Source organism: Streptomyces sp. NPDC090088 (genome assembly GCF_044747345.1).
GTDB lineage: Bacteria > Actinomycetota > Actinomycetes > Streptomycetales > Streptomycetaceae > Streptomyces.
Genome location: NZ_JBIVDZ010000003.1, coordinates 782,510 through 803,843, shown reverse-complemented (window position 1 = coordinate 803,843; position 21,334 = coordinate 782,510). Strand labels below are relative to the sequence as shown.

Annotated in this window: 13 protein-coding genes; 5 read left to right on the top strand and 8 right to left on the bottom strand. The window is 71.9% G+C overall.

The features are described 5' to 3' along the window. Window positions 1-114: 114 nt before the first annotated feature. The 6 genes from ACIPSJ_RS19490 to ACIPSJ_RS19465 form a co-directional block, all read right to left on the bottom strand. A complete protein-coding gene (locus ACIPSJ_RS19490) occupies window positions 115-3,747 on the bottom strand; it encodes an SAV_2336 N-terminal domain-related protein (protein ID WP_401347201.1) in 3,633 nt (1,210 codons plus the stop codon). 2 nt (window positions 3,748-3,749) lie between these two features. Next, on the bottom strand, window positions 3,750-4,652 hold the full coding sequence (locus tag ACIPSJ_RS19485; RefSeq protein WP_401347445.1) for an AAA family ATPase: 903 nt from the start codon (window positions 4,650-4,652) through the stop codon (window positions 3,750-3,752). A gap of 74 nt (window positions 4,653-4,726) precedes the next feature. Then, window positions 4,727-6,994: a trypsin-like peptidase domain-containing protein gene (locus tag ACIPSJ_RS19480; protein ID WP_401347198.1), complete on the bottom strand. Its 2,268-nt coding sequence runs from the start codon at window positions 6,992-6,994 to the stop codon at window positions 4,727-4,729. After that, on the bottom strand, window positions 6,984-7,460 hold the full coding sequence (locus tag ACIPSJ_RS19475) for a CU044_2847 family protein (protein ID WP_401347196.1): 477 nt from the start codon (window positions 7,458-7,460) through the stop codon (window positions 6,984-6,986). The genes ACIPSJ_RS19480 and ACIPSJ_RS19475 overlap by 11 nt, the downstream gene beginning before the upstream one ends. 209 nt (window positions 7,461-7,669) lie before the next feature. After that, window positions 7,670-9,664: a YncE family protein gene (locus ACIPSJ_RS19470; protein WP_401347193.1), complete on the bottom strand. Its 1,995-nt coding sequence runs from the start codon at window positions 9,662-9,664 to the stop codon at window positions 7,670-7,672. Window positions 9,665-9,821: 157 nt separating this feature from the next. After that, window positions 9,822-10,538 (bottom strand): GNAT family N-acetyltransferase, encoded by a 717-nt coding sequence (locus tag ACIPSJ_RS19465; protein WP_401347191.1) that lies wholly within the window; start codon window positions 10,536-10,538, stop codon window positions 9,822-9,824. 177 nt (window positions 10,539-10,715) lie between these two features. Here ACIPSJ_RS19465 and ACIPSJ_RS19460 point away from each other — a divergent pair, with 177 nt between their 5' ends. The 3 genes from ACIPSJ_RS19460 to ACIPSJ_RS19450 all read left to right on the top strand — a co-directional run bounded on the left by ACIPSJ_RS19460 (window position 10,716) and on the right by ACIPSJ_RS19450 (window position 16,705). Then, complete coding sequence (locus tag ACIPSJ_RS19460) at window positions 10,716-11,582, top strand: class I SAM-dependent methyltransferase (RefSeq protein ID WP_401347188.1); 867 nt, start codon at window positions 10,716-10,718, stop codon at window positions 11,580-11,582. Between the two features lie 187 nt (window positions 11,583-11,769). Further along, window positions 11,770-13,401, top strand: coding sequence for an adenosine deaminase (locus ACIPSJ_RS19455; protein WP_401347444.1), 1,632 nt, complete (start codon window positions 11,770-11,772; stop codon window positions 13,399-13,401). Window positions 13,402-13,489: 88 nt separating this feature from the next. After that, window positions 13,490-16,705, top strand: coding sequence for an ATP-binding protein (locus ACIPSJ_RS19450; RefSeq protein WP_401347185.1), 3,216 nt, complete (start codon window positions 13,490-13,492; stop codon window positions 16,703-16,705). Here ACIPSJ_RS19450 and ACIPSJ_RS19445 read toward each other — a convergent pair. Both ACIPSJ_RS19445 and ACIPSJ_RS19440 read right to left on the bottom strand, forming a co-directional pair. Beyond that, window positions 16,683-17,477: an ABC transporter permease gene (locus ACIPSJ_RS19445; protein WP_359206204.1), complete on the bottom strand. Its 795-nt coding sequence runs from the start codon at window positions 17,475-17,477 to the stop codon at window positions 16,683-16,685. The two genes, ACIPSJ_RS19450 and ACIPSJ_RS19445, sit on opposite strands and share 23 nt — an antisense overlap. Beyond that, window positions 17,474-18,568: an ATP-binding cassette domain-containing protein gene (locus ACIPSJ_RS19440; RefSeq protein ID WP_401347182.1), complete on the bottom strand. Its 1,095-nt coding sequence runs from the start codon at window positions 18,566-18,568 to the stop codon at window positions 17,474-17,476. The genes ACIPSJ_RS19445 and ACIPSJ_RS19440 overlap by 4 nt, the downstream gene beginning before the upstream one ends. Before the next feature lie 163 nt (window positions 18,569-18,731). On the opposite strand from ACIPSJ_RS19440, the gene ACIPSJ_RS19435 reads away from it, so the two are divergent. Together ACIPSJ_RS19435 and ACIPSJ_RS19430 are read left to right on the top strand one after the other, a co-directional pair. Beyond that, on the top strand, window positions 18,732-19,673 hold the full coding sequence (locus ACIPSJ_RS19435) for a sulfite exporter TauE/SafE family protein (RefSeq protein ID WP_401347181.1): 942 nt from the start codon (window positions 18,732-18,734) through the stop codon (window positions 19,671-19,673). A gap of 199 nt (window positions 19,674-19,872) precedes the next feature. Next, complete coding sequence (locus ACIPSJ_RS19430) at window positions 19,873-21,237, top strand: alkaline phosphatase (protein WP_401347178.1); 1,365 nt, start codon at window positions 19,873-19,875, stop codon at window positions 21,235-21,237. Window positions 21,238-21,334: the final 97 nt, after the last annotated feature.

Below are 21,334 nucleotides of genomic sequence, written 5' to 3'. Positions count from 1 at the left end.
ATCCGCATTGCGGGTCGGGCCTCTGAGTGGTTTTGCGGGCCATTTTGCGAGCTGGGCCCAGGTGGCGTGTTCCAGGGCGAGAGTTGTCCGACCTCCGCCGGACAACTGACCTGCTCAGTCAGCAGAGGCCAGCGCGGAGCCGACAGCCAGGCCGAGCATGTCGAAAGCGCGCTGGGTCGCCGAGGCGAGAACGGAACGGTCGACGAGACCAAGCCGGTGCATAGCGGTGTCATGAGGAACCGAGCACACGCTTCCCACGACGCTGTTCAGTCCGCCGACTCCTGCCGAGCCGTCCTGGTGCCCGGACGATCCCTCTACATCCGAGACCACCAGGGTCGCCGTCCGTACCAGCTCCTCGTAGTCGTGCTCGGCCAGCCATTCGATCTGCCTCAGGACCGCGTCCAAGTGCTGCTGCCGGGTGGTCGACGTGACAACCAGGTGGTCGACCCGCCCGAGCAGGGTGCGCAGGCTGTCCTGCGGGGGCAGGAAGGTGCCGCTCGCGTCGACGACCAGCGTACCGAAGGACCTCAGCCAGTCGACGCCGCGTCGGACGGCCGATGTGTCCAGGCGGGTAGGGGTGTCGACGGGTACCTGCCCGTACAGGAAATGCGTCCCTCGGGAGTCGGTGCGTGTGCCCCACCCGCGCGCGTGGGACGGCATGTGTCCGCGGCCATCGGGAAGCCTGGCGGCGACGGCCGAGGCGTCCGCTGCGGCGAGCAGGCGGTAGCCGAAGACGCCCAGCTCCCGGTCCAACGGCAACATCAGGACGCGCTTCCGCTCGCCGCGGAACGAGCCTGCCCGGGCGGTGAGCACGGAGGCCAGCTGCACTGCGACAGTGCTGCGGCCAGAGCCGGGCTGAGCGCCGATCACCACGACGCACGGGGCCGGTGGGCCATGCTGAGGCTCGAGCAACGGTGGCGGAGAGCGGCGCACGAAGCGTTTCAGCCGGCCCGGTGCCTGGGCCGACCCCGGCAGAATCTGCCACTTGGGTGAGGTGGTGCCGACCGGTGACATGGTGTTCTGTGCGACGGACTCCTCCGGTGTGATGGGCACTTGTGGGCCCTCACGTCTGCCTGTTTGCCGCGGCGGGGTGCGCAGCAACTTCGCATCACCGATCAGCTCCGCCACCAGGGTAGGGAGGAAGGCCCGCAAGGTGGTGCTCCTGTCCAGGGGCGGCAGCCGGTCCCGCAGCAGGGCGAGGACGTCCGTGGCCGTGGCGGGCGTGCCGTCCGGAGCGTGCAGGCAACGGCCGATCAGGGTGTGGAGCGCCGGATCGACGGAGGAGGACGGCGAGGGGGCTGACCAGCGTGCCTCGTCAAGAGGGCCGAGGGAGCCGGAGGAACGACGATAAGAGCGCGCGGGCCTGTCGGTGCCGAGCGCCGCCTGTGCAAGGATCTCCGCCAGGGCTCTCACGTCGTCCTCGGGGCGCGCCGGGACCTGACCCGGTTGCGGAGGCCGACCGTCGACGGTCGCCCGGTGCCAGCCGACGATGACGGGCTCGTCCCGGGTCAGCAGGATGTGATGGGGTGCCAGACGGCCGTGGACGACGCCTATGCCGTGGCTGTGCGCCAGCGCGGAGGCGAGACGACGGGCGAGGGCCAGCGTGGTGTCGGTGCCCAACGGTCCGGTGGCAGCGACCACTTCCGCCAGATGCGGAGCTCTGCCACCACGACTGGCGGTCGCGGGCGAGACGGCAGTCCAGGGGCGGGGGGCGTCCGCCTCGTGGTCGAACAGCGTGGGCAGGCACGGATGATCGAACCTGCTGAGCGCGACCACCTCCAGGAGCAAGGACCCGTGCGCGTTGGGGGCGTCGTACGCCGGGCGGCGCACCGCCGCCTCCACTCCCTCGGGGTTCCGGCCGAGGTAGACGTTGGTGGAGCCCGAGTGCGGCGCCCAGCCAAGCAGGTCGTAGCCGCCGATCCGCTCAGGGTCCTCTGCGGAGAGCCGCCGCCAGGGGAAGGGCGACTGGACGACGGCCGAGTACCCCACGAACGGCACATGCAGGTGAAGGGGATCTCGGGGACTCTGAGGTTCCTCCTCCGGAACCGGGGGCGGCCGGTCCCAGTCCGGCACCGCCGCGCCCGTCAGGCCGAGGCGCCGGAGCAGGGCGGACCCCAACCAGGCGAAGTTCTGGGCGTGCTGCGGCAGCAGATCCGTGCCGTCGGGCCGGTGCAGCCAGGCCGCGAAATCCGGTGCTTCTCCGATGAGTTCGCCGATCAGCGTGGAGACTTGGCGGGCCGTCTCGACGATCTCCGCCGTCGGTACCGCCTCCTGGAGTATGTCGCCCGCCTCGTCGGTGAACGAGAAGACCCGTTGGCTGTGCCGGAAGCTCAGGGTGCCCTGTGCCGCGACCGATCGCGCGGGCGTGTTCTCGGCCAACCGCATCAACCCGCTGAGGAAGACCTCGGACAGATGCGTCGTCGTGGCACTCCAGGGCACGGCCTCTGCGACCAGACGCATCACTGGCACGGTGAGGGGTGCGATCGCTGCCAGGTGCGCCGCGAGCCGGTACGCCTCGGGAGAGGCGGTCCGACGGAAGTGCCGTACCGCCTCGGCGCTCGACACCGTGGAGTGCCCGGTGTCCGGCCGGATGGTGTGCGGGTCCCACAAGGAGAGCACGGTGCTCGTGCCGCCGGCCACGACAGCCCGTGCCCAGGTGCCCAGTTCGCGCGGTCCTGGCTCCAGGACGGGAACGGCGATACCGGTGAACGGGCTGAGCTCGGTCGGCAGGAGTGTGTCCCTGACCCGCCACTCCCTGTTGGCCGCGCCCGGGTACGGAACCCGCACCGCCCATCTGCGCGCCGACAGCGCCGACCCCGGCCACATCCGCGGCGGCAGGGCGTGGATGACGGCAGTGGGCCCGCAGGAGGCCCAGCGGGTGAGCAGTGCCGCCATCGCCCCCGTGCGCCAGCCACGGTTGGCGCCGTCCGAAATGACCAGGGTCATCGTGCGCCCCGACGGGTCGTCGGCCACCGCGGGAGGCAGCAGGCTGAGTGACGCCCCGAAGGGTTGGGAGGACAGCATGGGCATGCGGCCCTCCTGCAGCCTCAGCCCCCAGACCCGAATTTGCCGGAAAGCCCCCAACCGCTCGAAGAGCAGGTGCAGTTCGGTGCAGAGCTGCTGCCACAGCAGCATCGATCCACTGTCGTCGACGATGAGCGACAGGTCCAGCCAGCGCTCGCGGGCGGGATGTGTAACGACATCGAGTACGCCGGTGTGCGCGACCCTGGCCGCGGTGGCGGCCTCGTCGATCTCGCGTCGGCGGTGGTCGGGCCGGTGGCGTTTGAGCGGACGCAGTGCCCTCGCCACCGACAGTGAGCCGGACAGCGAGCGCGGCTGCGCGATACGGATCGACAGGGCCCTGGGCTGCTCCTGTGCAGACGGGGACTGGGGGGCGGGGCCGTCCGCCTCCGCCTCGTCGTCAGTGCCGCTGTCCGGTTCGGAGCCGCCGTCGTGATCCTGTGCGTCAGCGGTGTCGGCTGGCTCGGGCGCCGAATGCAGCTCCACCGGCGTCGCGTCCTCCGGCGCGGTCGGCAGGGTCTGCGGGGCGGGTACGACTGCGGGCGGCGCGCCGACCGTGTCGTCGTCCGAGGGAGCCGGATGCCGGACGTCCTGGGCCAGGCGTACCGCGAGCGGAGCGTGCTCCCCCTGAGGCAGACGCGGTGCCAGCCACAGCACGTCGGCCAGCTCCTCGACGGACAGCTGCTCGCCGAAGAGTCGTAGGACGCCGAGGAGCCGCTCGGGCATGCCTAGACAGCACCTCCCAGTTGGTGGAGCACCGCTTCGAGCAGTCCCTCGGCGTCGAGATCGACTCCGCCCAGACGCAGGTGTGCCGCGTTGAGCAACTGATCGGTGGCCAGTTCGCCCGGAGCCCGGCGGGCGAGGAACGTCTGGATCAGATCGTCCACCTGGGGCACGGAGTCCTGACCCAAGTGGGCGGCGACGATGGCGCGCAGTCGGCGCTCGTCGGGATCGGTCAGGTGCAGGCGCAGGCAGCGGCGCAGGAAAGCGGGTGGGAATTCCCTTTCGCCGTTGCTGGTGATGACCACGACAGGAAACTCACGGCAGCGCACGAAACCCCCGGCCACTGGCTGCGGTTCCGTACTACGGGAGGTGTGCACCAGGGCCTCGTCATGACCGGCGGGCAGCCGGGACAGCTCCGGGATCTCGAACTCGCCTTCCTCGAAGACGGTCAGCAGGTCGTTGGGGAGATCGACGTCCCCCTTGTCAAGCTCGTCGACGAGAAGCACGCGGGGCCAGTCGCCGGGCAGAAGTGCGGTGCCGAGCGGGCCGAGCCGGATGAACCGGCCGATGTCCGGCGGCTGGTCGCCCCGATCGTGGCTCAGGGTAGTTTCCCGCAGCCGGCCCACGGCGTCGTACTGGTACAGCGCCTCCGCCAGCGTGGAACGGCTGTTCACCGGCCAGCGCAGCACTCTGCCCAGGTCCATCTCGTGGGCGATGGCGTACGCGAGGGACGACTTACCGGTCCCGGGATGTCCCGTCACCAGAAGCGGGCGCCGCAGATACAGGGCGGCGTTGACCACATCGATCTGCGGCTGGTCGATGAGGTAAGGCCGATACGGATCGCTCGGCGCCGCGTCCCTCTGCGCGTCTGGCTTGCCGAACCGCCGCCACGGAGGGGCCTCGGGCATCCGAACCCGGCACACCTGTCCGTCACCTCTGAAGAGGCGCCAGCCATCGCTCTCGGTGCTGTGTCGCGTGCCTGTCACAGGGGCTCCTCGCCGGTCGGATCGGTCCACAGCGGACGCGGGGGCGGGCGTGAGGCGTCGTCCCACATCAGGGCGGGCGTGAGCGGGGCGGTCTCATTCCCGTCGCTCTCGGCGAGCGCCCGCGCCCTGTGCCGGCGCACTCTGTGGGGCAGACCTCGTGCCGGTCCGTTCAGCAGGAGCCCGGTCAGCTGGTCGCCGCGGGTACCTGCAGACTCCTGCCGGTCCCAGACGATCACCGGAACGCCCAGGGCCAGGCAGACCGCCCGCAGTGCGGCCCGGTGCTGCGGCGCACAGTCGATGATGACGCGTGCTACCGCCAAGTCCTCCTTCAGCAGCCCGTACACCTGCAACTGCTTGGTGTGCCTCTGGTCCAGGCGCAGCACTCCGCCGTTGTCGAGTTCCGCCCAGCGCGCCCGCCAGTGCCGCAGGGACTCCGGTGCCCGGCGACGGGCATCGGGGCAGCGCACGACCACGGCGTACTCCGCGCCCAGGACGACCGGGAGTTCGTCAGGTGAGGCCTCGTTGCCCCACTGGTCGACCGGCACGTCCAAGTGTTCCGGGTCCAGCAGGACTTCGAGGAGCGGAACCACGGGGGAAGGCTCGATCGAGCTGGTCTCACGGACGAGGATGCGGTGGAGCAGACGCACCAGGTCCGCCGGGGCGCGCGGCTCGTCCTCGACCACTACCTGTCGTTCGTCGGCGCCACCGGTCCCGGGGTCGTACCAGGCTTCGCAGCGGTAGGTGTTCGCCGAGCAGGGGGTGAGTCGTACCGTCAGCCGCGGGCTGGGCAGCCCCGTGCGCTTGCGCCGCCGATGTGCCCAGCCGGCCGCGTCGTCACGGCGCTCGCCCAGTGCCTCACCGGCCACTCCCAGGCGACGGGCGACCTGTTCGGACCACTCCCAGAGGCGCTGCATCCGGTCCGGCACAGAGGCGGCGGCCAGATACTCCACCGCACGCAGCAGGGCCGGCACGCGCGGCGACCCGTCAGGTACGGGCGCGCTGTCGCCCCAGAACTCCTCGAGCGCCGCGATCAGCCGGACGGTTGTCCTGTCGTCGTCGCTCCCCGCGGGTGCGTGGCCGAGTGCGGGCAGGTCGTCGAAGAGAGTCGAGTGGGGGAGCGCCTCGCGGGCTGCCTCCGGGAAACGGTCCCGGACGTCCTTGGACATCAGGTCCAGCAACCACCTGTGCTCGCGGACGGACAGAAGCCCCGGGACGGTGGCGGCCCGGCCGAGGGCGAGGAGCTTGCGCGCCGTAGCGCGGTCGGGTGCCGTCACCCCTTCCACGAAGGTGGCGATCGCCCGGTGCCGGGTGAGGAGGATCTCGACGATGTCGTCAACGGTAGGCACGTCCGGTGTGACATCGAGGCCAAGTTCCTGGGCCAGCCGCAATCCGTGTTCGGTGCGTCTGCCGGGATCGGCGAGCAGATCAGCCACCAGTGCGGTGCAGCTGTGCCGGGTGGCGGGGTCCACCGCACGGAGCAACCGATCGGTGTCCGGTCGGCCGTCCAGACCGGCAGGGGACGCGCCGCGCGAGGCCGTCGTGTGCTGCCCGTCGGTGGCACCGAGCTCGGCCTGGACGGTCTGCCAGGGAAGGACGATGGTCCGGCGGGTCACCTGATGGGAGTGGAAGGGCCCCGGGGGCGGCTCCATGACGCCCAGGACGATGCCCACCGCCGCTCCCTGGTCCTCGCACCACAGAGGGCCGCCACTGTAGCCGGGGTTGATGGCCGCGCCCCGCAACGTCGAGTCGACGAAGCCGACCAACTCCTCGCAGGACTGGACCGAGCCGTCGGCGTAGCTGAACGGCTGGCCGCTCCCGTGCCAGGCACGCACCTCCTGATCCTTGGCCATCCAGGCCCAGTTCATGGGCCGCACCCGCGCCGGGACCCCGGCGGTCAGTTCGAGGAGCGCGAGGTCGCCGTACCAGACGAAGTCCCCCGTCCGTGCGGGCTGGGAGGCACCGCCCGGTTCGGCGCGGCGAGCCGGGATCCAGGCGATGGTCCGTGCGGTGATGGCCGCACCGGACTCGGAGTGCGGGAATGACAGGCCCACGGCGTCATCCGTCGGCTCGTCCTGGGCGAACATGTCCCGGCCCAGCGCGTCGTTCACCACGTGGGCACAGGTCAGGACCCGGCCTTCGCCCAGATAGACACCGCTGCCGACGATCTCGCTTCGAGCGGCGTCGAGCACACAGACGAGGGACCGGCGTGCCCCGGCAGCGGCCGCGTCCCCCGTGCGCAGCCAGCGGCGGCCCTTAACCCGCATGAGCGCCGGAGGCGGATCCGGGGGATGCGGACGGGGAAGCGGTGCCGGTGACGGGTGCCGATGCGCCGGACGGTGCGGGCGTGGCAGGTCTTGGCAGACGCCAGTTCGCGGTGATCGTCATGGTGGCCTCGGCGGTGGCGCCGACGACACTGAGTTTGAGATCCGCGCCGACGCGCACCCCGAAACCCACGGACAGCTCGTCGGGCGCGTCCGGCACTGCAGCGACAGTGTCGTGAACGCGCTGCAGCAGGGGGACGAGAGGAGCCAACAGCGCGTTCAGGGCTCCTTCCGTGGCCGCCACAACCCGGGCGCCCCTGGCCACCGGACGGGACCTGCCAAACCCGGGCACGCTCTCCTGGCCGTCGGCCTTCTCTCGTGGGCCTGCGTGCGCATACGGGAGGGCGTCGAAGACCTGCAGAGCCAGAGCCGTCCCGTCATCGAATGTGAATTCGACGAAATCTGCCACCTTGTCAGTGTGCCTCAACTGCGCCCGTTCAGCGCATGAATTGCGAGATCTAGCCGTCTCCGGGACCCGGGCCCGTGCGTCGCGCGGACTCGCGAAGCAGCCACGGGTGGACGCGTGCGATGCGAGACAGGCGACGCGAGGGCGCGGGCCCTGCTTCAGCGGCAGGGGCCGCGCCGGTGGCGTGAGGCTTCAGTCAAGGGTGTCGGGCGTCAGTTGGTGAAGGTGAGGTATTTCCAGGCGCCGTGGGTTGTGGAGTTGACGTTGTCGCCCGAGGTGGTGTCGATGTAGGAGGAGCGGATGCGGAAGCGGATGCCGGTGGGTGGGGTGCCGGTCAGTTCGAGGGTGTCTTTGCCGGAGGAGCCGAGGGTGAGGTATTCGGTGTGGGTGGTGCGCCAGGTGCCCTGGTAGTAGCGCTGCAGTTCGACCTTGTACTTGCGGCCCGGGTAGGGCGTCATGGTCGTGTCGTAGACGGGGTCCTTGGACTTGTGGAAGTAGCGGTACGTCTGGTTCCACGCCGTCTTGGTCTTGTAGTAGCCGCTGAGCGCGCTGGACACCTTGACCTGTGCGCCGACGGTGGCGGTGGCCGTCGCGGGCGCGTAGCGGGTGTCGCCGGTGAACTTGGCGGTGAGCTTGGTGTCGCGGGTCAGGGAGACGGTGACGGAGAGGTTGCCGGAGGAGTCGACCGGGCCGGACTTCAGCAGCTTCTCGGGCTTGTCCTTGCCGTAGGGGTCGGCGTAGATGGCGACGGTGCGGTTCTTGAACGTCGTTCCCAGGTGCGCGGTGAACTTCACCGCGGTGTTGTACGCGTACACCTTGCCGTTGTTGCCGAGCGTCAGCGTGGTCGCCGTGCGGGTGACGTCCACCGTGCTCTGGGCGGTGGCGGCCGCGTGGTAGTCGTCGCCCGCGTAGCTGACCGTGTACGTGACCTTGCCGCCGGCCGGCGGAGTGTCGGCGAAGGTGTACGAGCCGTCGGCGCCGATTGTCGCCGTGCCGATCTCCTTGCCGGCAGAGGACTCGTCGTCGGTGCGGGTGACGGAGACCTTGGTGCCCGACGGGAGCGCGGTGGTCGACGTCAGCTTGCCCGTGACGGTGAGGGACTTGGCGCGCGGGGCGGTGGCCGGGGCCGTCGCCGTGAGGGTGGTGTCCGCCTTGGTCGGATCGTCGAGGACGCGCAGCGAGTACACGTTCGCGGAGTTGTACGACACCGCGAACAGCTTGCTGGCGTCCGGCGCCCAGGCGAGACCCGAGGGCGCGAGGGTGTCGGCGCCACTGCCGCCACCGGTGTTCGGGAAGTCGTACTGCCGCACCGAGTCGGAGACGCCCGGCTCGAAGATGTGGACGTCCGGCTCGTACCAGGAGAAGGTGCCCGCGGCGACGGCGCCGTTCGGGGCGATGTCGACCGCGTTCGGGTAGGGCTCGGTGTTGTAGCTGCCGTCCTCCGACAGGTCCGAGAGCTTGAACACCTCGTGCTTGTACGGGGCGCCGCTGGCCGTGACGACGTCCTTGCCGTCCGGAGTGACCGCGAGGTCGCTGAGGTTGCTGCTGCTGCCCGGGTCCCAGGCGTACGCGGTGCGGGTCGCCGAACCCGACGACACGTCGTACACGGCGAGTTCGACCGGGCTCTGTCCCGGTGCGCCCGCGACGATGGTGCCCGGGGCGCCGGTCGAGGAGCCGAGGATCGGCGCGTCGTTCCAGGTACGGGTGGTGTCCTGGTGGAGGGCCACGACCGGGTCGGTGCCGCTCAGGTCGAGGGAGCCGATGTTGCCGCTGCCGCTGCCGCGGTAGCCGAACCAGAGCTTGCCGCCGGCGAGGGCCGGGTACTCGGGCCGGCTGCCGTCGCCCGTCGGGTAGCGGTGGGCCTCGGTGGCGGTCGCCGTGTCGATGGCGACGATCGCGTCGGCGCCCTCGACGGCCGCGTACAGCGTGCCGGAGTCGGCGGACAGTTCCAGGCCGCGGACGCCGGGCAGCGAGTCGACGGTGCCGACGACCGTGCCGCTGTAGTCGGTCGCGACGACCTTTCCGCTGGTCGGGTCGCTGATGAAGACCCGCTGGTGGACGCCGTCCACGACGACGTCGCCGGTCGAGGCGACCGGCAGGACCGTGCTGGAGTCGGCCAGTGCGGGCGCGGCCGAGGTGACGGCGAGCGCGGCCGAGCTGAAGAGGACCGCGAGTGCTGTCGCGGCCGGAAGAGTGCGTATGCGCACGTGTTTTCGAACCCCCGGAACGAAAAGAGCCCCTGTTGTTGCACTGGGGAAGTAGGCGGAGCCTAAGTCACACCAGTGACAGCAGAGGCAAACGAGGGTCAACGGTGATCAAAGAAGTGGACGGGATTCGGCGCCCGGCACCGTGAGTCACCGTGAGTCAGGGTTTCGGAGTGGGTGGGGTGGTGGATGGGGTGGTGGCTCGGCAGTGGGTGGGTGGGGTGGGGGACGTGTGGGTCAGCCAGGTGGCGGCTATCTCGCGGCCGTCGGAGAGGGTGTGGCGGGGTGGGCCGGGGGTGGGGGTGGGGAGGAAGCCGGCGGCGGTGAGGGCTCGGGCGCTGGCGGTGTTGGTGAGTTCGTGGCCGGCGTTGACCGTGGGGAGGCCCAGGTGGGCGTGGCCGAGGTGGAGGGCGGCGCGGAAGAGTTCCGTGCCGAGGCCCTGGCCGCGGGAGTGGGGTGCCAGCCAGCCGCCTACCTGGCCGGTGTCGAGGTGGAGGGTCGTGGCTCCGGCGTATCTGCCGTCGTCGAGGCGTACGGCGACCAGTACCTCGTTCTCGTCGGGGCGGGGGGTGAAGGGGCGGGACAGGAGGTGCTGGGCCCCCGGGGAGGAGCGGAGGGCGTCGGGGTCGCCGGGGCGCAGGGCGAGGACGGCTTCGCGGACGCGCTCGTCGAGCACGGTGTCCTCGGGCCTGCCGAGCCAGTGCTGCGCCTCGGGGTCCGAGCCGGCGGCCATGGCGGCGGCGACGTCCAGCTCGGTCTCGGGGGTGTAGAGCAGGAGGCGCTGCGTGCGCAGGGTGTGCCGCTGGGCCCAGCAGGGGCCGGGGAGGGGGAGCTTGGGCGTCCGCCGCTCGCGGCGCAGCAGCCGTGACCAGACCATGTGTTCTCCCCCTGAGTCCGTCGTCCCTGGCGGCGGCGTGCGTCGTCGGGCGGAGTCTAGTGCGGGTGCTGGTGGAGATGGGTGGGGGTGGGTGGGAGTAGGGGTGGTGGTGGCGGGGCGGGTTGCGGGTAGGAGGGCGGTGTGGTGGTGGCGGGCGACGGGGAGTGCGGGGGACGTATGCGTGATGACGTGGTGCCGGCGGTGCGTGCGGTGTACGGGGAGCAGGATCTGAGTTCCGCGCCGGCGTTCGGGGGCGGGTTCATCAACTTCGGTCACTGGGAGGGGATTTCGCTCGATCGGCCGCTGACCGCCGAGGATCGGGTGCGGAGTCAGCGGGATCTGTACCGGCGTGTGCTGGGGGCGCTCGACGGGGCGGACGCGCGGGGGGTCGAGGTGGGGTGTGGGCTGGGGGTGGGGGCCGTGCTCGCCGTGGAGGAGTTCGGGTTCGCCTCGGTGACGGGGCTGGACATCCATCCCGAGCAGGTGGAGCGGGCCCGCCGGGCCAACGCCGGGTTGCTCGCCCGGGCGCCGGAGCGGCTCGGGTTCGCTTGTGGGGCGGCGGAGCGGATGCCGTTCGGGGACGGTGAGTTCGACCGGTTGTACTCGGTCGAGGCCGCGCAGCACTTCCGTGATCTGGCCGCGTTCGGCCGGGAGGCCGCGCGTGTGCTGCGGCCCGGCGGGCGGCTGGCCGTCACCAGCTTCTTCGTACCGGACGGCGCCGAGGACGCGGGCACGGAGGGCGTGGGCCCGGAAGGCGTGGGCCCGGAAGGCGTGGGCGCGGAACTGGCCGCGCGGCTGGACAGCTTCGCGTCGGGGCTCGATGTGGCGCACCCGGTGACGTCGCTGACCGGGGCCCTCGACGCCGTGGGTCTGAGCGACGTACGGGCCGAGTCGATCGGTGGGCATGTCTGGCCGGGGCTGGATCACTTCCTCGCCGGTATCGACCAGCCCGTGCGGTGGCCGCGCAATTTCCTGCCGGCCTATCGCGACGGGCTGCTCGACTACTACGTCGTCACCGCGCACCGTCCGGTGGAGGGCGGGTGAGGTGAGGTTCGCGCTGCGCCCGCTCGGGTGGCGTCGGCGGGTGTGCCGCGTGGCTGTGCGGTCGTAGCCGAATCGGACTGATGATCATCCTTGCGTGACGATCCACGACGCCACCCCGCGTACCGGTGACCAACCGCGCACCGGTAACCCCCCACCGCGTCGCGCGGCCCTCGCCGTCCTGGCGCTGATGTGCCTCGTGCTCCTGTCGGCCGCCGGCCCAGCCGCGGGTGCGGTCTCCGCAAGTACGACAGGTGCGGGTACGGCAGGTGCGGGTGCGCGCGTCGGCGGAGAGCCTCGGCCGCCGATGACGGCCGGTGAGGCCCGTACGGCCGCGTATCTCGACTCGATCCATGATGATCCGGGGCTGCTGCGGCGCTTCTTCTGGCGGCTGCCCAAGGGGGGTGACCTGCACAATCATCTCTTCGGTGCGGTGCGGACCGAGTATCTGATCGAGCTGGCCGGTGAGGACGGGCTGTGCGTCGACACGGTGACGCTGACCGCGGTCCTGCCGCCGTGCGGGGGTGGTAGTCGTCCGGCGGCGGATGCCCGGACCGACCGGGAATTCCGGCAGGCGATCCTGCGTGCCTGGTCGATGCAGGACTTTCCGCCGGACCGGCTCGGGCACGACCACTTCTTCGCCACGTTCGACAAGTTCGGTCTCGTGGCCGCGCGCCATCCGGGCAAGGTGCTCGCCGAGGTCGCCGACTCGGTCGCGGCGCAGCACCAGCTCTATCTGGAGACCATGGTCAATCCGGCCTCCGACGAGGCCGCGCGGCTGGCGGAGCAGGTCGGCTGGGATCCGGACCTCGCCGCGTTGCACGCCAGGCTGGTGGCGGACGGCGGGCTCGACCGGGTGGTCGCCGACGCGCGGGCGCAGACCGACGCCGCCGACGCCGAGTTCCGGGCCGCCGCCCGCTGCGGCACCGGGCGGCCCCGCCCGGGCTGCCGGCTGACCGTGCGCTTCGTCTACCAGGCCTTCCGCGGCGGTTCCCCCGAGAGCGTCTTCGCGCAACTGGCCCTCGGCATGCGGCTGGCCGAGCGCGACCCCCGGTTCGTCGCCGTCAACCTCGTCCAGCCGGAGGACGGGGAGAGCGCGCTGCGCGACTACAGCCTGCAGATGCGCATGGTGGACTTTCTGCGCAGGGTGTACCCGAAGGCCCATGTCACCCTGCATGCGGGTGAGTTGTGGCCGGGGCTCGTCAAGCCGGAGGATCTGCGGTTCCACATCCGGGAGGCCGTGGACGTCGCCGGTGCCGAGCGCATCGGGCACGGCGTCGACCTCCGGTTCGAGGACGACTGGCAGCGGACGGCCACCGTGATGGCCGACCGGCAGGTGGCCGTCGAGGTGCCGTTCACCAGCAACGCGCAGATCCTGGGCGTACGCGGGGCCGAGCATCCCTTCGACACCTACCGTGCCTTCCGCGTACCGGTCGTCCTCGCCACCGACGACCCGGGCGTCTCCCGCATCGACATCAGCCACGAGTACCGGTACGCCGCCGAGACGTACGGACTGACGTACCCGGAGCTGAAGGACCTGGCCCGCGCCTCCCTGCAGTACGCCTTCCTGCCGGGGCGGAGCCTGTGGCGGGGCAACCCGACCCGCGACGGCTACCGGCCGGTGTCCGTCTGCACCGGACAGCTCCCCGACGGCGACGCCGAAGCCGACGGCAACGGCAACGGCAACGGCAGACCTCGACCGCCGGGTGCGGAGTGCCGGCGGCTGATCGCCGCCAGCCCGAAGGCCGCCGTCCAGTGGCGGCAGGAGGCCGCCTTCGCGGGGTTCGAGGGTTCCGGCCACCCTGTTCATCCCGCTCTCTGAAGCCAGTAGGCTGCCGCGCGCAGGCCTCGGGAACTCCGGTGGCTCCGGCGCCGGCCCGTTCGTCCCGCTCCCTGGCTACGCTGCACGGGTGACCACCGAGCTGACCCTGCTGCCCCGAGTCGCCTGTCGTGGACGGGAGATCACCGCGCCCCGGCTGCGCGGGCTGCTGGCGCTGCTCGCGGAGGACCTGCGGGCCGGCTGTAGCACGGGGCGGCTGGTGGAGGGGCTGTGGCCGGAGGAGCTGCCGGAGCGGCCGGGCAAGGCCGTGCAGATCCTGGTGTCGCGGCTGCGCGCGCAGGTCGGGGCCGACCTGGTCGTGAGCACGCCGACGGGGTACCGGCTGGCGCTGGAGGAGACGCGGGTCGACAGTTCCGCGCTGCTGCTGCACGAGGCGGCCGGCGCCGAGCGGGCGCGGGCGGGGGATCACGAGGGCGCGCTGGCGCGGGCCGAGGCGGGGCTGGCGCTGTGGGACGGGAGCGTGGGCGCCGGGGCGGGCGAGGATCTGCACGATCCGGTGGTGGCGCTGCGCGCCGACCGGGTGCGGGTCTTCCGTGCGCTGGTCCGGGCGCGGGCGCTGGCGCTCGCGCGGGTCGGGCGGCGGGAGGAGGCCGCCGCGCCCCTGGCCGAGCTGAGCCGGGCACTGCCGCGGGACGAGGAGGTGCTGGCGGAGCTGCTGCGCTGCGAGGCGGCCACCGCCGGCCGGGCCGCGGCGCTGACCCGGTACGACGGCTACCGGCGGCGGCTCCGCGACGAGCTGGGGACCGATCCGGGCCCGCAACTCAAGGCCGTCCACCGGGAGTTGCTGAGCGCGGACACGGCGCCGGTGCGTCACGGTGTGCCGCACGAGCCGAACCCGCTGCTGGGCCGGGACGCCGACGTCGCCGCCGTGGCCGGGCTTTTGCGCGGCACCCGGGTGGTCACCGTGGTGGGACCCGGCGGGCTGGGCAAGACCCGGCTGTCGCACGCGGTGAGCCGGGCGGCCGCGCAGCCGGTGGTGCACTACGTCACCCTGGCCGGTGTCACCGCCGACGACGACGTGGCCGGCGAGGTGGCCTCGGCCGTCGGGAGCGGGGACGGACGCCAGCTGCCGGGCGCCGGCGCGGACGCGGCGGGCGGGATCGTCGCCGCGCTGGGGCCGGGTTCCGCGCTGCTGGTCCTGGACAACTGCGAGCATGTGGTCGCCGGCGCCTCCGCGCTCGTACAGGCGCTGGTGTCACGGTCGAAGGAGCTGCGCGTGCTGGCCACCAGCCGGGCTCCGCTGGGGCTGACCTCGGAGTCCGTGTACGCGCTGCCGGAGCTGTCGCTCGCGACCTCCGTCGAGCTGTTCGAGCAGCGGGCGCGGGCCGCGCGGCCCGGGGTGGACCTGCCGGCCGACCGGGTCGCCGAGATCTGCCGTCATCTGGACGGGCTGCCGCTGGCCGTGGAACTGGCCGCGGCCCGGGTGCGGGTGCTCTCCGTGGCCGATATCGCCCGTCGGCTGCAGGACCGTTTCGCGCTGCTGCGCGGCGGGGCCCGGGACGCCCCCGAGCGGCATCGCACGCTGCGGGCCGTGGTCGAGTGGAGCTGGAACCTGCTGGAACCGGAGGGGCGAGCGGCGCTCCGGGCGCTGTCCGTGTTCCCGGGGGGCTTCACCGAGGACGCGGCCGAGTGCCTCATCGAGGACGGCGGGGCCGCGGGCGGGGGTGGTGGCGGGGGCATGGGCGCGCTGGATCTGCTGGAGCAGCTGGCCGATCAGTCCCTGCTCAAGGTGGGGGAAGGCCCTTCCGGGGTGCGGTTCCACATGCTGGAGACGCTGCGGGAGTTCGGTGCCGCGCGCCGCGAGGAGGCCGGTGAGAGCGCGGCGGTGACGGACCGGTTCCTGTCCTGGGCACGGGACTTCGGCCGGGCCCACCACGACGCGATGTTCGGCGACGAGGCGGTGGCCTCCTTCGGCCGGGTCCGCGCCGAACAGGACAACCTCGTCCTCGCCCTGCGGTACGCGCAGGCCAGGGACGACGGGCCGGCCATCGCCGCGCTCACCGCCGTACTCGCCTCCCTGTGGTCCGTCGGCAACAACTACCTGCGGTTCGTCACGCTCGCCGCCGAGACCGGCGGGCCGCTGTCCCGGTTCCGCCCGGGGCCGGAGCACCCCGAGGACGTGGAGGCGCTGCGGAGCGCGGCGGCGATCTGCACGGCCGGGCTCTTCATGGGCTACGGCCCGCACGCCGTACGCCAGTTGGTCACGTTGCGCCGGCTGCCGCCCGCGCCGCCGGACACCGTGCTGCGGGCGCTGGCCGTCGTACTGTCCGCCGTCCCCGACATGCACCCGCCGGACTGGGCGCGGCTGCAGGAGCTGTGCGACGCCGACGAACCGCTGCTGGCGGGCCTCGCCGCGGGCGTCGCCAGCTACCTGTGGGAGGCCGCGTACGAGACGGAGCGCGCGCTCGACGACGCGCGCCGGATGCTCGCCGCGGTGCGACCGCTCGGCAATCCGATCACCCTGCTGCTCAGCCACGGGCGGATCAGCGAGCTGTGCCTCAAGACGGAGCGCGGCGCGGAGGCGTACGACCATCTGCGCGCCGCGGACGCGATCGGCGAGGTCGGCGGCTGGTCGGACGCGATCGGTGTCCGCTACGGGCTGGTCTCCGCCTGTCTGCAGCGGGGGGACGTCGAGGAGGCGGAGTACTGGCTGGGTCTGGCCGCCCCGGACCGGCAGCCGGAGTCCCCGCAGGCGTTCACGCCCGAACTGCTGCAGGCGCGGGCGGAGATCGCGCTGGCCCGGGGGCTGACCGAGGTCGGTCTCGGCCTGTGGCGGCAGGCGGCGGGCGGGATCCGGGAGGCCAGTCTGCTGGCCACCGACGATCCCTTCCTGGACTCGTGGTCGCTCCAGGTGCAGGCGGCCGCGCTCGCGGCACACGCGCAGCACGGCCGGCTGGAGCCGGTCGCCCGGCTCGCCGAGGAGCTGCGAGAACGGCTGCTCGGGATGCTGTCCGCTTCCGGGACCGGCACCGGCACCGGTTCGGGTACGGACGCGCCCGGTGCCGGGGATCTGCTGGAACTGCCGGTGTACGGCTCGGTGTTGCTGGCGCTCGGCCACGTCGGGGTGGCCCGTGGCGAGACGGCGGCCGTACGGCTGCTGGCGCTGGCGGAGCTGATGCCGGTGATGCGGGACCTGCCCACCATGTCCTCGGCCAGGTCGCGGGCGGCCGCCGAGAACGCGGATCGGGCCGCGTACGCCGACGCGAGGTCGGAGTACGCGGCCCTGGGGCGGGATCAGCTGCGGGTCGCGGCCCGGCACGAGCTCACTGCCGCGGCTCACGGCTGAACATCGCCTTGGACCACAGGTAGCCGACGACGATCAGCACCAGGCACCAGCCGAGCGCCAGCACCGCGTTCCTGGTGCCGATCCCGCTGCCCAGCAGCAGTCCGCGCAGGGTCTCGATGAAGGGCGAGAAGGGCTGGTACTCGGCGAACCAGCGGAACCAGCCCGGCATGGCGTCCACCGGCACGAACGCGCTGGACAGGAAGGGCAGCATCACCAGCGGCGTCCCGATGTTGCTGGCGCCCTCGGCGTTGGGGCTGATCAGGCCGATGCCGACCGCGAGCCAGGTGACCGCGACGCTGACCAGGGCCATCAGGCCGGCCGCCGCGATCCACTCCACCGGCGAGGCGTCGGGCCGGAACCCGATGGCCAGTGCGATGCCGAGGACCAGCACCAGGGCCATCAGCGTCTGGATCACGCTGCCGACGACGTGGCCGATCAGCACCGAGGCGCGGGAGATCGCCATGGTGCGGAACCGGGCCATGATGCCCTCGGTCATGTCGGTGGCCACGGACACCGCGGTGCCGAGCGAGGTCATGGCCACGGTCAGGAAGAGGATGCCGGGGACGAGGTAGTTGACGTACTGGGAGCGGTCGGCGTGGCCGCCGGTGATGCCCGCGCTCATCACGTTGCCGAAGACGTAGACGAACAGCAGCAGCAGGATGACCGGGGTGAGCAGGAGGTTCAGGGTGAGGGAGGGGTAGCGGCGGGCGTGCAGGAGGTTGCGCCGCAGCATGGTCATGTTGTCGCGGAAGGCGTAGCCGGCGGTGCTCATCGGGCGGTCTCCTTGTCGGTGGAAGCGGTGGAAGCCGTGGAAGCCGTGGAAGCCGTGGCGGCACCGGAGGCGCCGGGCGTGGTGGGCTGAGCGGGTGCGGAACCGCCGGTCAGGGCGAAGAACACGTCGTCCAGGTCGGGGGTGTGCACGGAGAGTTCGTCGGCCTCGATGCCGGCCGCGTCCAGCCAGTCGAGGATGGCGCGCAGCTCGCGCTGGCTACCGCCGCTGGGGATCTGCAGGGTGAGCGCCTCGTCGTCGCGGGTGGTCTCGCGCAGTGCGGTGGCCGCGCGTTCGTACGCCTCCGGGTCGGAGAACCGCAGCCGTACGTGGCCGCCCGGCACGAGTCGCTTGAGCTCCTCGGCGCTGCCCTCGGCGACGATCCGGCCGCCGTTGAGGACCGCGATACGGTCGGCGAGCTGGTCGGCCTCCTCCAGGTACTGGGTGGTGAGGAAGACCGTCGTGCCGCCGGAGACCAGCTCGCGGATGATCTGCCACATGGTGTGGCGGCTGCGCGGGTCGAGGCCGGTGGTGGGCTCGTCGAGGAAGATGATCCGGGGGCTGCCGACCAGGGTCATGGCGATGTCGAGGCGGCGCTTCATGCCGCCGGAGTAGGTGGAGGCGGGCTTCTTCGCGGCCTCGGTGAGGTCGAAGCGCTCCAGCAGCCCGGCGACCATCCGCCGGCCCTCAGCGCGGGGCAGGTGGTGCAGGTCGGCCATCAGGAGCATGTTCTCCTCGCCGGTGATCAGCCCGTCCACGGCGGAGAACTGGCCGGTCACGCCGATGGCGGCCCGTACCGTCTGCGCCTCGGCGGTGAGGTCGTGGCCGGCGATGCGGGCGTCGCCGCCGTCGGCGGAGATCAGGGTGGACAGGATGTTGACCACCGTGGTCTTGCCCGCGCCGTTCGGCCCGAGGAGGGAGAAGATCGTGCCGGCCGGCACCCGGATGTCGATGCCGTCGAGAACGGTCTTGTCGCCGTAGGACTTGCGCAGCCCGGTGGCCGCGATCGCGAGTTCCTGCTCTGCCGAGGTCGATGTCGAGGTCGATGTCGAGGCCAAGGTCGGTGTCGGTGTCGATGCCGGTGTCGAAGTCATGCCGCAGAGCGTGCCGCCGCAGCGGTTCAGAACGGCTTCAGCGCGGTTTCAGGCCGCCGGGGGTGGTTTCAGGTGGGGTGAAACCACAAGCGAACGGGGGGTAGGCGGGGCTCCGGAGTCCTTTCCATACATTTCCCATAGGAATGGTGGCTAAGGTCCCGGCATGGATTCCACTGGCCCGATCATCATCGCGGGAGCCCTGGTCGGCTTCGCCGTAGGACTCACCGGTATGGGCGGCGGAGCCCTGATGACGCCGATCATGGTCATGGTGTTCGGAGTGAACCCGACGGCGGCGATCGGCAGCGACCTGGCCGCGTCCGTGTTCATGAAGCCGTTCGGCGCGCTGGTGCACCAGCGGGCGGGCACCGTGCGCTGGGACATCGTGCGCTGGCTGCTGCCCACCGCCGTCCCGGCCGCCTTCGGTGGCGTGTTCCTGCTCCGCGCCCTCGGCGACGGCGACGACCTGCAGCAACGCGTCAAGTACGTCGTCGGTACGGCGCTGATGCTCGCGGTCGTCGGCATGCTCACCCGCCTGTGGCTGGACCGCCGCCGCGCCACGACGGCCGAGGACGACGCCCATGTCCCGGTACGGCCCGTGGCCACGCTGCTCATCGGGCTGGTGGGCGGGGTGATCGTCGGGATGACCTCGGTCGGCTCCGGCTCCCTGATCATCGTGATGCTGATGCTGGCCCACCCCCGCCTGAAGGCCAACCATCTCGTCGGTACGGACCTGGTGCAGGCCATCCCGATGGTGGCCGCCGCCGCCCTGGGGCACCTGCTCGTCGGCGACGCCGACCTGGGCCTCGCGGCGACGCTGCTGATCGGCGCCATCCCCGGTGTCCTGGCCGGCTCCGTCATCTCCAGCCGGGTCTCGGGGTCCGCGGTGCGCTGGGCCCTGGTCGTCCTGCTCACCGGGTCCGGGCTGTCGATGCTGAAGGCCTCGTCCACCGCCGTCGTGCTGGGATGCCTGGGCATGGCGCTCCTCGGCACGGTGGTCAGCCTGCGTGACCGGCGCTCCGCCGCCCGCCGGCCCGAGGGCTCCAGGCCGGTGTCCGAGGCGCCCGCGGAGGCCGAGACGGCGGGCGTCGCGGGCGGCTCCGGCTGAGCACCGGTGCCGCCTGGCCGGGGCGGCCCGGACTCCTCCCCCTCGCGCGCCGCATGGGCGCCTTGGGAATTCACTGACACGCGTTGCTTTTCCGATACTCCGGCAAGGTCGGCCATTTACCTTTGCTTTGCGTAGGCATGGTCGTCTGGCGCGCGTCGGTCATCGCATCCGCACAACGGACGCACAAGGAGTCGTACCCATGCCCAGAACCACCCGCCGTCGCCTCATGGTCGCCACCGCCGTGATCACCGCGGCCACCGCCGCCGTCGCGGTCACCAGTGCCGCCGGCGCCTTCGACAGCGCGCAGCAGGCGAAGAACGCGATCCGGAGCGGGAAGGCGAAGAACGTCATCCTGCTGATCGGCGACGGCATGGGCGACTCGGAGATCACCCTCGCCCGCGACTACACGGTCGGCGCCAACGGCCGCCTGAACATGGACAAGTTCCCGCTCACCGGCGCGTACACCACGTACGCGGTGCACGCCGACGGCACCCCGGACTACGTCACCGACTCCGCCGCCAGCGGCACCGGCTGGGCGACCGGCGTGAAGACCGTCAACGGCCGCATCTCCAAGACGCCCGGCACCGACAAGGCCGTGAAGACGATCCTGGAGCTGGCACAGAAGAACGGCTACGCCACCGGCAGCGTGACCACGTCCGAGCTCACCGACGCCACCCCGGCGGTGCTCGCCTCGCACGTCACCGACCGCTCCTGCCAGGGCCCGGCCGACATGGCCAAGTGCGCGACGGACACGATCGCCGCGGGCGGGCCCGGTTCCATCGCCGAGCAGTCCGTCAACCACAAGGTGGACGTCCTCATCGGCGGCGGCAGGCAGCGCTTCGACCAGACGGTCACCGACGGCAGGTACAAGGGCCTGACCGTCACCCAGCAGGCGCAGAAGCTCGGCTACCAGGTCGTCACCGACAGCGCGGGCCTGAAGAGCGTCAAGTCCGGCAAGCCGGTGCTCGGCCTGCTCGCCTCCGGCAACGTGCCGGTGGAGTGGACCGGCAAGGCGGCGGCCGTCGGCGGTACGGACCCGCAGCGGTGCGTCACCTCCAACCCGAACCGCCCGGCCACCACCCCGAGCCTCGCGGACTCCGCCGGCAAGGCGATCCAGCTCCTTGAGGCGAAGCAGAAGGCCAAGCACTCCAAGCAGGGCTTCTTCCTGCAGATCGAGGGCGCCTCGATCGACAAGCAGGACCACGCGGCCGACCCGTGCGGCCAGATCGGCGAGACCGCCGCCTTCGACAAGGCCGTCAAGGTCGCCCGCGCGTACGCGGCCAAGCACCCCGACACCCTGGTCGTCACCACCGCCGACCACGGCCACACCAGCCAGATCGTGCCGCTGGAGGCCACCCCGCCCGGTCTGTCCTCCACCCTGGTCACCGACGAGGGCCAGCAGCTGAAGGTCAACTACTCGACCAACACCCCGGGCCTGTCCCAGGAGCACACCGGCACGGAGGTCCGGATCGCGGCCCAGGGCCCGCAGGCGTACCGCGTCCTCGGGGTCACCAACCAGACCGACCTCTTCACCACGATCCGCGAGGCCCTGCGCCTGCGCTGACCGGCACACCCGGGTCGGACGGGCGGCCGCCACCGCCCGCCCGACTCGCGGGTCCCGCCTCCCGCGCGCGACCATGGGCGTACGTCGCACCCGGACG

What these genes read in the sequence shown, in the direction of transcription:
- ACIPSJ_RS19480 (WP_401347198.1), bottom strand. Translation starts at nt 6,994, where the DNA reads ATGCGGGTTAAGGGCCGCCGCTGGCTGCGCACGGGGGACGCGGCCGCT.
- ACIPSJ_RS19460 (WP_401347188.1), top strand. Translation starts at nt 10,716, where the DNA reads ATGCGTGATGACGTGGTGCCGGCGGTGCGTGCGGTGTACGGGGAGCAG.
- ACIPSJ_RS19455 (WP_401347444.1), top strand. Translation starts at nt 11,770, where the DNA reads ATGTGCCTCGTGCTCCTGTCGGCCGCCGGCCCAGCCGCGGGTGCGGTC.
- ACIPSJ_RS19465 (WP_401347191.1), bottom strand. Translation starts at nt 10,538, where the DNA reads ATGGTCTGGTCACGGCTGCTGCGCCGCGAGCGGCGGACGCCCAAGCTC.
- ACIPSJ_RS19445 (WP_359206204.1), bottom strand. Translation starts at nt 17,477, where the DNA reads ATGAGCACCGCCGGCTACGCCTTCCGCGACAACATGACCATGCTGCGG.
- ACIPSJ_RS19490 (WP_401347201.1), bottom strand. Translation starts at nt 3,747, where the DNA reads ATGCCCGAGCGGCTCCTCGGCGTCCTACGACTCTTCGGCGAGCAGCTG.
- ACIPSJ_RS19485 (WP_401347445.1), bottom strand. Translation starts at nt 4,652, where the DNA reads ATGCCCGAGGCCCCTCCGTGGCGGCGGTTCGGCAAGCCAGACGCGCAG.
- ACIPSJ_RS19440 (WP_401347182.1), bottom strand. Translation starts at nt 18,568, where the DNA reads ATGACTTCGACACCGGCATCGACACCGACACCGACCTTGGCCTCGACA.
- ACIPSJ_RS19435 (WP_401347181.1), top strand. Translation starts at nt 18,732, where the DNA reads ATGGATTCCACTGGCCCGATCATCATCGCGGGAGCCCTGGTCGGCTTC.
- ACIPSJ_RS19430 (WP_401347178.1), top strand. Translation starts at nt 19,873, where the DNA reads ATGCCCAGAACCACCCGCCGTCGCCTCATGGTCGCCACCGCCGTGATC.